The organism is Actinomadura sp. 9N407 (genome assembly GCF_044326315.1).
GTDB lineage: Bacteria > Actinomycetota > Actinomycetes > Streptosporangiales > Streptosporangiaceae > Spirillospora.
The window spans coordinates 1-13,745 of the sequence record NZ_JBIRAW010000064.1 but is presented as its reverse complement, the minus strand read 5'-3'; the positions used below and the strand labels follow the sequence as shown (position 1 = coordinate 13,745).

Genomic DNA, 13,745 nt, shown 5'->3' with positions numbered 1-13,745 from the left:
GCCGGGACCGCCTTGGCGATCTCCTGCGCACCGGACATGCCTTCAGCGGTGACGAGCCCGGTGGCATCGGCGTTGAACGTGTTGGAGATGTCGATGATGAACTTGCCGGCCAGTGCATCCCCGTACTCGGCGACGACCGGCACCGCGCTGGCGTATGGCACGGCCAGGACGACGATGTCGCCGACCGGGACGGCGCCGAATGTCCCGACAGTGGCCCCGCCACCGAGCGTCGCGGCCAGGTCCTGCGCCTTGGCCGCGTCGCGGCCGATGAGCTCTACAGAGTTGCCGCCGGCGACCGCGCGTGCGGCTATCGCGTGAGCCATGCCCCCCAGGCCGATGACACTGATGCTGCTCATGGTGCGTGCTCTCTTTCTCTGGTCTGAGATGAACGGCATGCCCGCCCCGTCATGCGTGTCGATGCTTTCCGTGGCAGCCGATTCGTTCGTTCTTTCGGTGGTCACAACCGGCCGGTACGCGCGATCACCTGAGCGTGCTGGTGTTCGGGCGCATCCGGCCGGTCGCCGCCGCGGCGACGCCCAACAGCAGCATCGGATTGACGGAGCGGGTCATCTGCGGCCCGTGGGTCAGATGGCCGCTGCCCACATCAACGGGCGTGACCAGGCGATCGCCGATCCACAGGGTGTCGTTGACGAAGGGCCCGACAACGGGAAGGACAGAACCGAGCCCCATCGCGACTCAGCCGGCGATCTCGTTGACGCCGAGGGCGAAGTCACCGTGGCCGACCCCGTTGCCGGCTAGACCCACCGTGACCACGCCCATTCCTTCCAGCCAGTGCGCCATTTTCAGGCCGCCGGCGTCCAGCGGGCGTAGTCCGAGGCTGTCGATGAACGCCGCCACGCCCGCCTTGGCCTGCGCATTGTCGCCGGCGATGAAGACGTCGGGACGGCCCTTCTCCAGGACATTGCGGAAGATGGTGTTGAATGCCTTCACCACGCTGGCGCCGGCCGGGGCCACCTTGGCGACCTCCTGCGCGATCGAGGTCTCCTCGTGGTGGGCCAGTCCGTCGAACGCGGCGTTGAAGGGGTTGCTGATGTCGACGATGACCTTGCCGGCAAGGGCGTCTCCGTACTCGGCGACGACCGGAACGACACCGTTGTACAACACGGCAGTGATGACGATGTCCCCGGCCGGGACGGCACCCCATTTGCCCGCCCTCGCGCCGCCGCCCAGGGCTTTGGCCAGGTCATCGGCCTTGGACTGATCGCGTCCCATGACCTCGATGGTGTTGCCGCCGGCCACCGCGAGCGTGCCGATGGTGCGGGCCATGTTCCCCGTACCGATGAAGGTGATGCTGCTCATGAGGTGTGCTCTCTTCCCGCTTGGAGGTAGGTGGTTCAGATGGCGGTGGTGCCGCCGTCGGCGACCAGTTCCTGGCCGTTGACGTAGCTGGAGTCGTCGGAGGCCAGGAACAGGGCGACGGTGGCGATCTCCTCGGGGCGGCCCATCGCTCCGCGGGGGATGAGGGACTCGAACGCGGACCTGGTCGCCTCGTCGAACAGTTCTTCCTGCTTGGCGGTGCCAACCTGGCCCGGGGTCAGGACATTGACCCGGATCCTGCGTTCGCGCAGCTCGTTGAGCCAGACGCGGGCCCAGGCCTGCTGGACGGCCTTGCTTCCCGCGTACAGGCTCCAGCCGGGAAAGGCGCCGAGGGAGGCGTTGGATCCGGTCATCAAGACCGAGCCGTTGTCGTTGATCAGCGGCAGTGCCTTCTGCACGGTGAACAGGGTGCCGCGCGCGTTGAGCCAGAAGGCACGCTCGAACTGCTCCTCGGTGATCTCACCGAGGACGGCGGGCTCACCCATCCCGGCACTGGCCCACAGCACGTCGATCGAGCCCTTCTCCCGCTTGACGGTGTCGAACAAGCGGTCCAGATCGCCCAGCTCGGACGCGTCACCCTGAACGGCGGTGACGTTGCGCCCGATCAGCTCGACGGCCTCGTCCAGTACCTCCTGCCGCCGGGCCAGGATGAAGACGTGCGCTCCCTCCTCGACGAAGAGCTTGGCGCCTGCCAGCGCCATGCCGGTGGATCCGCCGGTGATCACCGCTACTTTGCCATCGAGCTTTCCCATGATCACTCCGTTGAATTGATGGGTATCCGGACCGGCCCGACTCTTATGTACACCAGGCAGTGTGCGTAACGTAGCCGATGGCCGGCCGGAACACAAGCTACGTACACCGGTCGGTACCGGACGGTCTACACTGGAGGCATGACGGAGTTGGAGAAGGGCCCCCAGGGCAGACGCCGCGGCAGGGGCGCACGCGAGCGCATCCTCAGCGCGTCACAGCAGCTGTTCCGCGACCAGGGCATCAACCGCACCGGCATGGACCAACTCTGCGCCGTGGCCCAGGTGTCCAAGCGCACGGCCTACCAGCACTTCACCAGCAAGGACGAACTCGTCGCCGAATACCTGCGCCGGTTCGATCCCGACGTCATGGCCGGAGTGTTCGACCGCACCGACCTCACACCCCGCCAACGACTCCTCGCCGCCTTCGAGATCCCCGCGTCCATGCCGCTGTGCCCCTACATCGCGGCGGCCGTCGAACTCCACGACCCCCAGCACCCCGCATCCCAGTACGCACGCGACTACAAAACCGCCATCGCCGCGCGGCTCACCGAAACCGCCCGCGAAGCCGGCGCCACCGACCCCGAGCAACTCGGCGAACAACTGGCGCTGCTCATCGACGGCGCCTCGGCCCGCACCCGAGTCCTCAACAGCGAATCCTTCCCCACCGCCGCCGCCATCGCCGCCGTCCTCATCGACAGCGCCATCCCCACTTCACCTGCCCGGTAGCTCCCTCCGCCGCCGGCGCCGGTGACCACCGCGATTTTGCCCTGCAGTCCCAAATCCATTTCGATCCCTTCCTGACGGCACCGACCGCACAGCGGCCGGTGGTGGGCTACGCGGCGGGTCGCTATCAGCTCGCCTGGAGGCCGTTTCCGGCGAGCCAGGCCAGGCAGGCGTCGGCCACCTCACGCCAGCCGTGGTCGATGGTCAGGGTGTGGCCGCGGTCGGGGAACCTCTGGAGTTCGGTGATGGCGGTGGAGTTTCGATACTGCTTGAGCGTCGCCTTGGTGACGGTCTCGGGGACGGTGTGGTCCATGCCGCTGGCGATCAGCAGCAGCGGTGGTCTCGCCGTCACCCGGCCAGCCGGGAGCGATCGGTGCATAGCCGGCGGTCCTGAACGGCTCGGCCCAGGAGGACCAGGAGGTGGCGTGCAGCCATAGGCCGTGGATGAAGATGACGGGAGTGGTCGGTGTGGTCATCGGTCGCTCCTGTCGCTCGTGGGTGTACGGGATGCGGCCGGTCATGACCGGGTGATGTGCTTGACCGCCTGGGTCGCGGTCGCGGCGGTACGGATGTGGCCGGCGACGGCTGCCGGTTGCGACAGCGCGACCGCGTGTGACCCGTCGACCTCGATGGTGTCCGCGCCGGCGCGCTGGGCCATGTGACGCTGGGCGGCGGGGTGGATCGCCTGGTCGGCGGTCGCTACGACGTACCAGGACGGCAGGGTCTTCCAGCCCGCGTCAGGGGAGCTCTCCTCGAACGCCACGGCGGCGATGGGGCGCTGCGCCACAGCCGCCACCGCGGTGAAACGGTCGGGCAGGTCCGCGGCGAACACCGCGGCGAACCGGTCGGTCTTGAGGAACAGTTCCACCGCCTCCTCGCCGTCGCCGGTGCGGAAGGTGGCCGGGCGCAGCGCCGGAGCCAGCAGGCTGTCGGGAAAGCGGCCCGTCACGTCCAGCACGCTCTCCCCCGCCTCCAGCGCGAAAGCGGTCACGTAGACCAGCCCGACCACATTGCCCGCCTGGGCTCCGACCCGGGTGATGACCACACCGCCGTAGGAGTGACCCACCAGCAGGACGGGACCGTCGATCGCGGCGACGACGCCGGCGAGGTAGGCGGCGTCGGTGGCCTGCCCGCGCAGCGGATTGGCCACCGCGGTCACAGCGAACCCGTCGGCCTGCAGGTCAGCGATCACATCCGACCAGCTTGAGGCGTCGGTGAAAGCGCCGTGCACCAGCACGATGGTCGGCGTGCTGCCGTTTCTGAACGAACTGCGTGTGAGCATGGCCCCACCGTAGGAAGCCGCCCGCGCACCTCGCGTACGTCACATGACTGCGTCACTGAGCGTCACCCGAGCGAAGGGGGCGCCGTTCGGTGGGATCAGGCCGGTGTGTGCAGGGCCGTGCTCAACTCGGAGCGCGAGGTGATCGCCAGCTTGGGGAAAATCCGGTAAAGGTGGGAGCTGACGGTCCGATGTGACAGGTAGAGCTTCTCGCCGATCTCCCGGTTCGTCAGACCGTCGGCCGCCATCTGGGCGATCTGGAATTCCTGTGCGGTGAGCACATCGCGTGCTTGGCGGCCGCGGCTGCGGCTGCTCTCGCCGGAGGCCCGCAACTCCTGGCGCGCCCGCTCACTCCAGGGAATGACGCCCAGGGCGTCGAACGTCTCGCGAGCGATCCGCAAAGGCGCCCGTGACTCGGCCGTGCGCCGCTGGCGCCGGAGCCATTCGCCGTAGGCCAGCTGGACCCGGGCTCGTACGAAGGGCCATCTTCGCAGGTCCGCCGTGAGCGCGGCTTCGTAGAACGGCTCCGCGGCGGCCTCATCGGCCAAGACCGCCCGGGCGTAGCGCAGGTCGGCGTGCAAAGCCGGCGATGGCGTGGCCAGAGCCATCGTCTCCAGTTCCTCCATGATGCCGGCGATCGCATGGCCTTGACCGCAGTGCACTGCGGCATCGGCGAGTTCGGCGACGGCGAAGCAGCGCAGCGCCAGGTGGAAGGCCGGATCGGCGGGATCGTGCATCCGTCGCAGGTGGTCGTAGGCGTCGGCATAGCGTCCTTCACCCAGCGCTGCCAGACCACGCGCCAGCTGCACCGTGGCCAGCACCGGGCGGGCGCCGATCGGCAGGGCCACCTGCTCGGCCGCCGCCGAGAGGCTCTCCACGCGGCCCTGGTCCCCGCGCAGCGCGGCGACCATGGCTCCCGAGGCCTGGGCGATGGCCCGCATCAGCGGCTGGGAAGTCTCGTGCGCCAGCCGTTCGGCCTCCTCGGCCGCGGGGATGGCCACGCTCAGGTCGGCGAGCCGGGCCGTGCTCCATGCCTGTGCCCCGAGATCGCGTGCCAGCCGGCTGAGCCGGCCCTGCGCGCGCAGGACCGGGAGCGACGCGGCGCAGAAGTCCTCCGACAGGTCGAAGGCCCCCACCATCAGCGCCGAGCTGCCGAGCAGGCGGGCCGCCTGCGAGCTGCCGGCCGGGTGCGCGGCCAGCTGCCGCAACCGGTCGATCACGACCTTGCCGCGCTCGATCGGGGCCGCGAACGCCAGGATCGCCAGCAGCCGCCCGTCCAGGTCGTCGATGGGCAGTCCCTCGGCCACGGCGACGACGCGCTCCCTTGACCGCGAGTCGGCATGAGCCCAGAAGCACCGCAGGGACGCACTCGACAGAAGTTTCAGCGCGAGGTCGGTGTCTCCTAGTGCCGCCATGCTCTCGGCGAGATCGGCCAAGGCCTGCGCCGCCACGCTGTCGTCGCGGATGCCGTCCTCGAAGGTCTCGCGGATCCACACGATTCGGGCCCGCTGCCGCGCGGACGGCTCCAGCGGCTCGGCGTCGCCCAGCAGCCGGACGACGAGATCGCGCCGTCCCAGGTCAGTCGCGTACTCGGCGGCCTGGATCAGCCGTTCACACCGCTGAACGGGGTTCCCACTGAGTCTGGCGGCATGTTCCAGCGCTGTGACGGCCGGCAACTGGCAGCCCCGTTGTCGCGCGCGCTGGGCCGCGGCGCACAGTTCCGAAGCGATGGCCTCGTCGGGCCTGGATGTGGACACCGCTCGGTGCCAGAGCCGACGGTCCGGCTGGCTGGCGAGGACGTCGGCCAGTGTGGCGTGCACCGCCTGACGCTGGGAGATGCTCGCCCCCTGGTTGATCGCCGAGCGCATGAGCGGATGCCGGAACCGCACTCCGGCCTCGTCCACCTCGACCAGCCCTACGGTGGCCGCGGGCGCCAGGTCGTCCGCCGTGACCGGAACGCCGGTGATCGCCGCGGTGGCGTCGAGGGTCTCTGCAAGGTCGGCGCTGTCGTTGAGCGAGACCACCAGCAGCATCGTCCGCGTCAGCCACGGCAACCCCGCTATGCGGGCGGTGAAGGCCTGCTCCAGGCGGGTGGTCAGCGGGAGCCACCCCGGTGGCACGCCTTCCTGCCCGCGCCGCCTGTCCGCGGCGATCGGCAGTTCGACCAGGGCCAGCGGGTTTCCCGCCGCCTCCCGCAGCAGCCGTGTGCGCGCCGTCGGCGTCAGCCCGGGGGCGTACGAGTGCAGCAAGGCGGTCGCAGCGGTGTGATCGAGCCGATCGAGGAACAACTCCCGCAGCCCGGCGCCGGTCAGGGGGCTGTGGTGACCGTCGCGTATCGCGGCCAGCAGCACGATCGGTTCGGAGTCGAGCCGCCGCGCGACGAACGCGAGCACGTCGGCGCTGGAACGGTCCAGCCAGTGCGCGTCATCGACAAGGAGCAGGACGGGCGATCGGCCGGCGGCCTCACTCAGAAGATTCAGCGCCGCCAAGGCGATGAAGAACGGATCCGGTGCCCGCGCATCGGTCAACCCGAACGCGGCCCGCAGCGCGTCGCGCTGCGGGTGGGGCAGTTCCCCGATCTCGGCGCGAAGCGGAAGTAACAGCTGGTGCAGACCGGCGAAGGGCAGGTGCGTCTCCGACTCCGCCCCGGTCGTCCGAAGAATCCGCATACCCTGGGTGGCTGCGACCCCCGCCATTTCCCGCAGCAACGCCGACTTGCCGATCCCTCCCTCGCCGCGCACCAGCATTGCTCCACCGCTATCGCGGACACCGTCCACGAAATCGCGGAGAAGCCGTTGTTCGGGCTCCCGCCCGAACAACGCCGCTACCGACCGGTCCGCTGGCATATCAATCCATACTCTCTGGCGCCCGGACTCCTGTCCAGCGAACCTATCGCACAGCCGTGCGCTTATATCAACCTGTTCCGGCCAATGTACATGATCAGTTCATCTGGTCACCTGCTGTAGTGATTCGGGTGGCATGTGAAGGTCGGTAGCGGGCTCCTGGCATTATCGATACCTCGAACTTCGTACCACGGTGCGATCGGGGCGACAGCAGCCTCTGCATCGTACCCACCTGTCACGTAACGCTCGGTGACGCAGTCAGGTGACGCTCGCGGGGCACGCGAGTCGATTTCTACGGTGTGGCCGTGAACGAATAGCGCTCATGGAGCAACGATCCCGGGTTGCCGGTGGATGGCCGGACATGCTCTGGCGGACCGTGCAGAAATTGCCGAACGGCGATCCCATCATTGGCGCCTCATCCACCCAGTATCCCGCGACCATCGGTCGAATCGAAAAGGGAAACGCCTGTGAAATCGATCCATTCCATGCTGCGCCCGAAGGTCCGCGGCCGCGCCCTCATGCCGATCGCGGTGGTCGGCGTGCTCGGGGGCCTGCCCCGGCCGCCTCCGTCCGGGCCACGGAGGTACCCCGTACAGCCGCCGACGCGAAGGGGCCGTCCAGGACAGGCGATGAGCCGCGTGTTCCGGCGGGTTTTAGTGAGCAGAGGGTGCGAGCCGGCGACGTCGCGATCAACTACGTGCGCGGAGGGCGGGGACCGGCTCTGGTCCTGCTGCACGGGTATCCGCAACCCATAGCAGGAGAACAGCACGCTGGATGTTCATGGACGTGGCGGTCCGCCGGCGGCTTCAGGCGCGCCGATCCGACCTTCCGCTCCCCGCCCACCATCGGCAGGCGAGCACGCCCAGACCCCGCGACCCAGCGCCTGGAACCGGGAACCTCACCCACACCAAGGAGATCACCATGACCACCGCACCGGTGGGAACCGCATCGCTCGCTCTCGAACGCAACCCGGTCGAGGGTGTGCGGGTGCGTAGCGCGCTGCTGCGCCTGGACGGCGTCTTCGAGCCGCCGTACCTGGTCGTCGACGGGGAGATCGACATCAGCACGCTCGCCCCCTTCACCGCCGCGCTGTCGAGCATGCTCGAACGCGGATCCGGTGACGTGTGGATCGACGTGGAGAAGCTGGGCTTCATCGATGTCGGCGGATTGCGTGCCCTGGCCGCCGCCGCGTGCCGGCTGCAGATTCAGGATCGGCGGCTGGTACTGCGCTCGGTCGCGCCCCATCTGGTCAAGCTCATGGATCTGGTGGGGTGGAGCCAGATCCCCAACCTGCTCATGCTCGCGCGCGAGACGGGTCCAGGCCCCGTGACCGGAGTTGATGAACCGGCGAGAAGGAGTAGAACGGCATGACCGATCAAGCTGATGTGGTGGTCGTGGGCCTGGGGCCGGGCTCGGGAGTCCCCTGACGCCATCCTGACGCGCCGAGACTCGACGTCAGTGCCGGCCGCCGGGATGTCACGACCGGCGTCGCGCGGCCGGGGCGATCTCGTGCGCCTCGAGCGCGGCGATGAGGGTGCGCGCGTTGTGGGGGCCGCGGTGCCGGACGCCGTCCAGGAAGAACGTGGGTGTGCTCCGGGCCCCGCTCGCGGCGGCGCTGTCCTCGTCCCCGTGGACCCGGGCGTGCAGGGCCTCGTCGCCCATGTCGGCGTCGAAACGCTCGAGGTCGAGGCCGCTCGCGGCGGCGTGCTCGCGCAGGTCGTCGGGCTCGAGCCGGGACTGGTGGGAGAACAGCCGGTCGTGCATCTCCCAGAAGCGGCCCTGACGCCCGGCGGCCTCCGCCGCGACGGCCGCCAGATAGGCGTGGGGGTGCACGTCCTCCAGCGGCAGATGCCGGACCACGTACCGCACCCGGTCGCCGAAGTACTCGCGCAGCTCAGTACCCATCCCCGTGGCACGGGCGCAGAACGGGCACTCGAAGTCGAGGTATTCGACCACGGTGTGCGCGGCGTCCTCGCCGCCCTTCACGTGGTCACGCTCGCCGTCGACGGCGGGGGTGAGTGTGACGGGCAGGTCGGCGCTCGCCTCGCCGTAGCGCACACGCGCCAGCGTGAAGATCGCCCACCCGAGCGCCGTGGCGACGACCATCGCGATGAGGACGCCGACCGTGGCCGCCTGCGCGTCCGCCGGGTCGTCGAACGCGAGGTTCACCACCAGCAGCGACACCGTGAACCCGATGCCGGTCAGCGCGGCCCCGCCCATGACGCTGCCGGGCCCTACGCCGTCGGGCAGCGTGCCCAGGCGGGCCCGGAGCGCCCCCCACGTCCCCAGGCTGACGCCCACGACCTTGCCCGTCACCAGGCCCGCGACGACGCCCCAGGTGATGACGGAGCCGAGCGCCGCGCCGAGGGCGCCGCCCCGCAGGTCGATCCCCGCGTTGGCGAGGGCGAAGAGCGGCACGACGACGAGCGACACCGGCCCGCGGAGCATCTCGTGGATGCGGTGGTTCACCGAGATCGACCGCGCGAGACCGACGCTCGCGTTACGGGCGACGCTCGCGTTCGGCGACTGCCAGTAGTCGCGGAACAAGCTCCTGGCCTCCAGCACATCGGCGCGCCACGTCGCGAGCGCGGGCACCAGCAGCCCGGCGAGCATGCCCGCGATCGACGGATGCACGCCCGCCTGCACGGTGGCACCCCACAGCACCAAGACCACCAGCACGTACGGCGCGCTGCGCCACGCCTTCATCCGTCCCAGCAGCCACAGCACGCCAAGGCAGCCCGCGGCGACCAGCAGCGGGGCGATGCGCACGTCCTCCGAGTAGACGACGCCGATGATGCCGACGGCGAGGAAGTCGTCCACCACCGACAGCGTGAGCAGGAAGACACGCAACTGGCTTGCCATCGTCGGCCCGACCAGGGCGAGCACGCCCAGCACGAACGCGGTGTCGGTGCCGACCACGACGCCCCAGCCGGCCGGGTTCTCGTGGCCGGCGACGGCGAGGAAGACGAGGGCAGGTACGACCACGCCCAGCGTGCCGGCCACCAACGGCACCAGGCGCTGGCTGCGCCGGCGCAGCGACCCGATCGCCAGCTCCTGCCGCACCTCGAGGCCGACGACGAAGAAGAACAGGACCATCAGCCCGTCGTTCACCCAGTGCTGCAGGTCCATGTCGAAGCGCAGGTCGCCGATGTCCACATGGATCGGTAGCTCCCGCAGGTGCTCGTACGCGCCGGAGAGCGGCGAGTTCGCCCACAGCAGCGCCAGGAGCGTCACGGCGACGAGCAGCAGCGCGGCGCCCGACTCGGTGCGCAGGCGCTCCCGCACCGCGAGTCCCGGCATGCGTGTCTCCCATCGGGGGTCGGCCTGAAGGGCTCTTTGACGTGGGTCTGGTCACGCCCCGTTGACGACGTTTTCCAGACCACTGCGATAGGTCAGCAGTCCATCGACTCCGCGCAGGCCATACGGTGGCAGTCCGGCGGCCACCAGCGCAACAAACGATCTTCCTCGAACTCGCCAATCCGGCTTGACCTTCATCTGGAAGTGCAATGGAGGTCCGTCGGCGTGAAGGAGAGCCCATGCCGGACCTGCTGATCGCCGTCCCAGAGTCAGAACTGGACGACCTGCGCCGCAGGATACGCGCCACCAGATGGCCCCGCCCATGGTCGATGACGGGCTGGGGAGCAGGAACCGAGCCGAATGCGCTGCGACGCCTGGCGGAGCGTTGGGCCGACCGATTCGACTGGCGATCTCAGGAGCGGGCCATCAACGCACTGCCTTCATCCTGGGCTACGGTCGCCGGCGTAACCGTGCAGTACTTGCGATTTGACGGAGAGACGGCCGACGCGACGCCGATCGTGCTCACCCACGGATGGCCGAGCACCTTCCTCGAAGAGGTCGCGCTCGCCAAGCGGCTGGCACGCCCGAGCGAGTACGGTGCGATCGGCGAGCGTGCCTTCACTGTCATCGTGCCGTCCCTTCCTGGGTTCCCGTTCACGCCGGAGCAGTCGAACCTGCCGAGCATCCCCACCTTCGAGTTGTGGCACGGGCTGATGACCGGGCTCGGCTTCGGCCGGTATCTCGCCCACGGCGGCGATCTCGGCGCCGGTATCAGCGCCCGGCTCGCGCAGGCCCACCCCGAGGCTGTCGCCGGCATCCACGTGCTCGCCGTGGGTGACCCCGCCGATCAGTCGGAGCCGACCCAGCAAGAGCTGGCCTACCTGGCCCAGGGGGAGCAGTGGTTCGCCGATGAAGGCGGATACGAGCACCTGCAGCGCACGCGACCGCTCACGCCCGCCTACGCGCTCAACGACTCCCCGGTCGGGCTGCTGGCGTGGATGCTGGAGAAGTATCGCGCCTGGACTGACCACGGCGACCAGCTCTCGGGCCTCAGCGACGATCTGATCCTCACCCAGGCGAGCCTCTACTGGTTCACCGGAGCGATCGCAGCATCCTTCCGTCCGTACTGGGAGCACAGGCACTACCCGCCCGGCCCCGTCGAGGTGTCGGTGCCGACCGGCCTAGCGGTATTCCCCGCCGATCTCGTCCAGCCGCCCCGGAGCTGGGCTGAACGCAACCACAACGTCGTGCACTACACGAAGATGCCCCGCGGCGGTCACTTCGCCGCGTTGGAGGAGCCCGACCTCCTCGCCACCGACATCCGGAAGTTCGCCGACCTGACCTGACCTTGCCGCGATAGCCGGCTTCGGACGCGTTTCGCCCGGGTGCGCACACGGTCGCACAAGATCAGGTCGCGACATCTCTTACTGCGCCGGCGGACACAGCGAACAGAGATGCTCGACCAGGGTTGCCGGCTGTCTTCCAACAGGGCGGTCAGTCGGGTGTTGCTGGGCGGGGCCGGTTTGAGTGGATGCAGATGGCGGCTTGATGGAGTGATCGTCCCCGGTTCGTCCCCGCGAGCCGACATCGAGCCAACACCTGATCTGGTGCTAGCCGGGCCGGAGGGCGCGGTTGAGCAGAGCTGTGAACTGCTGTAGTTCGCGGGTGCTGAGCGTCGCCAGCGGATTGTTCTCCAGAGCGGCCCGGAGGACCTCGTCGCGGATCCGCCGGCCCTTGGCGGTCAGGACCAGGACGCGGGAGCGGCGGTCGGCCGGGTCCACGGCGCGCTCCACCAAACCGCGGTCGGCGAGCTGGTTGGCCATGAAGGTCAGATTCGGGGCGTTGCAGTGCAGGCGCTCGGCCATGGTCTTCATCGAAGGGGGCGGCTCGGTGGGGTCGATGACCCACAGTGCCTGGAAGGTGGCCGGGGTCAGCCGGTGTTCGGCCAGTGCCGGCCCGGCCAGGTCGACGGTCCGCATCCAGATGTCATGGGTCGCGGCGAGGGCCGCGTGAAGGTCGGGCGCGGTCATGCCGCCATCCTAGTAGTGATTCGAGACTCGAAGGATCGTGCTAGCGTCAGTACTTCGAGACTCGAAGTTCTAGGAGGGTTTATGCGGGATGACTATCGCGGTGTCACAGCGCTCGTCACCGGTGCGTCCAAGGGGCTGGGACGTGCGTACGCGCTGGAGCTGGCCCGCCGGGGAGCACGAGTGATCTTGCTGGCCCGCTCGGTGGGCGACCTGCGGGAAGTCGCGGCGCAGATCCGGGAACGGCACGGCGGCCCGGAGGCCGAGGTGATCGCCGGCGATCTCGCCGCCGCCGATGGCCCCGAGCGTGTGCTGCGGGAGCTGCGCGACCGCGGCCTGACCGTCGATCTGCTGGTCAACAACGCCGGTATGGGCAGTGCGGGCCCGTTCCTCTCCCGTCCGCTAGAGCCGCAGTTGCGTTCGGTCGCGCTCAATGTCAGCGGCCTGCTCGCGCTGACCCACGCGATCGGGGCCGAACTGGTCGCCCGCGGTTCCGGCGGCATCATCAATGTGTCCTCCACCGCGGCCTTCCAGCCTTTGCCCCACCAGGCCAGCTATGCCGCGACCAAGGCGTTCGTGCTCTCCTTCACCGAGGCGTTGGCCGAGGAACTGCGCGGCACCGGCGTCCATGTCATGGCGGCGCACCCCGGCGCGATCGCGACCGGCTTCTTCGACAGCACCTCGGCCACGATCGGCCCGGCCGCCGACGAGCCGGCCACCGTCGCGGCCCACACGCTCGACGACTACGCCCGGCGGCGTGCGGCGTCCTACCCGGGCCGGCGCGTGAACCGGGCCATGACCTGGGCCGCGCGCTTGCTGCCGCGCACCGTCGTCGCGCGGGTGGCCGGCGCGTTCAACCGTCGGCTGGGCCTGGACAAGGTCGTCGACATCGCTTGACGCACGGCACGATCGGCACCGTGCCCGTACCGACGGACCAGGGGTGTCACCCGCCCGAGCGATCGCGGCTCGGCGACACCCCGCGTCCGCGTTTGAGGGCCACGCTCAGCGCGAAGGCGTTGGCGTAGCCGACGTGCCGGGCGACCGCATCGATCGTGATCTCTTTGGACCGGACCAGCCGGGCCGCTAGATCAGGAGCGCCGTTGGGACAACGCCCGCCGACTACTCCACGACGACAACCTCGACACCGTCGTTCGCGTCGCAGGCCTCTTGATCCTGCTCTTTGCCTAGACTCCCGCTGCCATCACCCGTCTCACTCTCGACCACATCACCACTCGCGATGACCTGGTAAGAATTCGCCTCGGCTCCACTCCAATCGTGCTTCCCGAGCCACTCGCCTCCCTGATTCGCGATCTGATCACCAACCGGCACGGCCACGCCGTCCTCGGCGACACTGGCAGCTCATCTAAACTGCGCCGATGACGGTCGTACCGGACGGTGTCCCACCCGATCTGTTCTCCGATGGCGAACTCGGGGCTCTCAGCGAGGCCGGTATCGCGTTGTTCGCCGGGCGGGTGGTTCTGGAGGCGCA

General features: G+C 69.2%; 14 protein-coding genes. 4 read left to right on the top strand and 10 right to left on the bottom strand.

The window, feature by feature from the left end:
- The 4 genes from ACH34Q_RS46705 to ACH34Q_RS46690 form a co-directional block, all read right to left on the bottom strand.
- Nucleotides 1–461 (bottom strand): NADPH-dependent F420 reductase (locus tag ACH34Q_RS46705; protein WP_395989724.1); only part of this gene is annotated, 461 nt, incomplete at its 3' end.
- Between the two features lie 19 nt (nt 462–480).
- Entirely contained in the window at nt 481–690 is a 210-nt protein-coding gene (locus ACH34Q_RS46700; RefSeq protein WP_395989723.1) for a hypothetical protein, read from the bottom strand.
- Nucleotides 691–696: 6 nt separating this feature from the next.
- Nucleotides 697–1,320, bottom strand: coding sequence for an NADPH-dependent F420 reductase (locus ACH34Q_RS46695; RefSeq protein ID WP_395989722.1), 624 nt, complete (start codon nt 1,318–1,320; stop codon nt 697–699).
- A 35-nt stretch (nt 1,321–1,355) separates the two neighbouring features.
- Nucleotides 1,356–2,090, bottom strand: coding sequence for an SDR family NAD(P)-dependent oxidoreductase (locus ACH34Q_RS46690; RefSeq protein WP_395989721.1), 735 nt, complete (start codon nt 2,088–2,090; stop codon nt 1,356–1,358).
- Nucleotides 2,091–2,228: 138 nt separating this feature from the next.
- Here ACH34Q_RS46690 and ACH34Q_RS46685 point away from each other — a divergent pair, with 138 nt between their 5' ends.
- Nucleotides 2,229–2,813 (top strand): TetR/AcrR family transcriptional regulator, encoded by a 585-nt coding sequence (locus ACH34Q_RS46685; RefSeq protein WP_395989720.1) that lies wholly within the window; start codon nt 2,229–2,231, stop codon nt 2,811–2,813.
- A 124-nt stretch (nt 2,814–2,937) separates the two neighbouring features.
- Here the strand turns inward: ACH34Q_RS46685 and ACH34Q_RS46680 are convergent, their stop codons facing one another.
- The 3 genes from ACH34Q_RS46680 to ACH34Q_RS46670 form a co-directional block, all read right to left on the bottom strand.
- The gene (locus tag ACH34Q_RS46680) at nt 2,938–3,162 is read right to left on the bottom strand and encodes a hypothetical protein (protein ID WP_395989719.1); all 225 of its coding nucleotides are present in this window, start codon (nt 3,160–3,162) and stop codon (nt 2,938–2,940) included.
- A gap of 165 nt (nt 3,163–3,327) precedes the next feature.
- Nucleotides 3,328–4,092 carry an alpha/beta fold hydrolase gene (locus ACH34Q_RS46675; protein WP_395989718.1) on the bottom strand — a complete coding sequence of 255 codons (765 nt, stop codon included), beginning with the start codon at nt 4,090–4,092 and terminating at the stop codon, nt 3,328–3,330.
- A gap of 95 nt (nt 4,093–4,187) precedes the next feature.
- Nucleotides 4,188–6,935 (bottom strand): AAA family ATPase, encoded by a 2,748-nt coding sequence (locus tag ACH34Q_RS46670; RefSeq protein WP_395989717.1) that lies wholly within the window; start codon nt 6,933–6,935, stop codon nt 4,188–4,190.
- A gap of 918 nt (nt 6,936–7,853) precedes the next feature.
- Here ACH34Q_RS46670 and ACH34Q_RS46665 point away from each other — a divergent pair.
- A complete protein-coding gene (locus ACH34Q_RS46665) occupies nt 7,854–8,303 on the top strand; it encodes an STAS domain-containing protein (protein ID WP_395989716.1) in 450 nt (149 codons plus the stop codon).
- A 105-nt stretch (nt 8,304–8,408) separates the two neighbouring features.
- Here ACH34Q_RS46665 and nhaA read toward each other — a convergent pair whose 3' ends face one another.
- Together nhaA and ACH34Q_RS46655 are read right to left on the bottom strand one after the other, a co-directional pair.
- Nucleotides 8,409–10,232, bottom strand: coding sequence for a Na+/H+ antiporter NhaA (gene nhaA / locus ACH34Q_RS46660; RefSeq protein WP_395989715.1), 1,824 nt, complete (start codon nt 10,230–10,232; stop codon nt 8,409–8,411).
- A 51-nt stretch (nt 10,233–10,283) separates the two neighbouring features.
- Nucleotides 10,284–10,427 (bottom strand): hypothetical protein, encoded by a 144-nt coding sequence (locus tag ACH34Q_RS46655; protein ID WP_395989714.1) that lies wholly within the window; start codon nt 10,425–10,427, stop codon nt 10,284–10,286.
- Nucleotides 10,428–10,468: 41 nt separating this feature from the next.
- Here ACH34Q_RS46655 and ACH34Q_RS46650 point away from each other — a divergent pair, with 41 nt between their 5' ends.
- Entirely contained in the window at nt 10,469–11,575 is a 1,107-nt protein-coding gene (locus ACH34Q_RS46650) for an epoxide hydrolase family protein (RefSeq protein WP_395989713.1), read from the top strand.
- A 264-nt stretch (nt 11,576–11,839) separates the two neighbouring features.
- Here the strand turns inward: ACH34Q_RS46650 and ACH34Q_RS46645 are convergent, their stop codons facing one another.
- The gene (locus tag ACH34Q_RS46645; RefSeq protein ID WP_395989712.1) at nt 11,840–12,259 is read right to left on the bottom strand and encodes a MarR family winged helix-turn-helix transcriptional regulator; all 420 of its coding nucleotides are present in this window, start codon (nt 12,257–12,259) and stop codon (nt 11,840–11,842) included.
- Between the two features lie 81 nt (nt 12,260–12,340).
- Here ACH34Q_RS46645 and ACH34Q_RS46640 point away from each other — a divergent pair, with 81 nt between their 5' ends.
- Complete coding sequence (locus ACH34Q_RS46640; protein ID WP_395989711.1) at nt 12,341–13,153, top strand: SDR family NAD(P)-dependent oxidoreductase; 813 nt, start codon at nt 12,341–12,343, stop codon at nt 13,151–13,153.
- The last annotated feature ends 592 nt before the right edge of the window (nt 13,154–13,745 follow it).

Bases quoted from the DNA above. Each gene is read 5' to 3' on its own strand.
- ACH34Q_RS46700 (WP_395989723.1), bottom strand. From the start codon at position 690: ATGGGGCTCGGTTCTGTCCTTCCCGTTGTCGGGCCCTTCGTCAACGAC.
- ACH34Q_RS46695 (WP_395989722.1), bottom strand. From the start codon at position 1,320: ATGAGCAGCATCACCTTCATCGGTACGGGGAACATGGCCCGCACCATC.
- ACH34Q_RS46690 (WP_395989721.1), bottom strand. From the start codon at position 2,090: ATGGGAAAGCTCGATGGCAAAGTAGCGGTGATCACCGGCGGATCCACC.
- ACH34Q_RS46685 (WP_395989720.1), top strand. From the start codon at position 2,229: ATGACGGAGTTGGAGAAGGGCCCCCAGGGCAGACGCCGCGGCAGGGGC.
- ACH34Q_RS46675 (WP_395989718.1), bottom strand. From the start codon at position 4,092: ATGCTCACACGCAGTTCGTTCAGAAACGGCAGCACGCCGACCATCGTG.
- ACH34Q_RS46670 (WP_395989717.1), bottom strand. From the start codon at position 6,935: ATGCCAGCGGACCGGTCGGTAGCGGCGTTGTTCGGGCGGGAGCCCGAA.
- ACH34Q_RS46665 (WP_395989716.1), top strand. From the start codon at position 7,854: ATGACCACCGCACCGGTGGGAACCGCATCGCTCGCTCTCGAACGCAAC.
- nhaA (WP_395989715.1), bottom strand. From the start codon at position 10,232: ATGCCGGGACTCGCGGTGCGGGAGCGCCTGCGCACCGAGTCGGGCGCC.
- ACH34Q_RS46655 (WP_395989714.1), bottom strand. From the start codon at position 10,427: ATGAAGGTCAAGCCGGATTGGCGAGTTCGAGGAAGATCGTTTGTTGCG.
- ACH34Q_RS46650 (WP_395989713.1), top strand. From the start codon at position 10,469: ATGCCGGACCTGCTGATCGCCGTCCCAGAGTCAGAACTGGACGACCTG.
- ACH34Q_RS46645 (WP_395989712.1), bottom strand. From the start codon at position 12,259: ATGACCGCGCCCGACCTTCACGCGGCCCTCGCCGCGACCCATGACATC.
- ACH34Q_RS46640 (WP_395989711.1), top strand. From the start codon at position 12,341: ATGCGGGATGACTATCGCGGTGTCACAGCGCTCGTCACCGGTGCGTCC.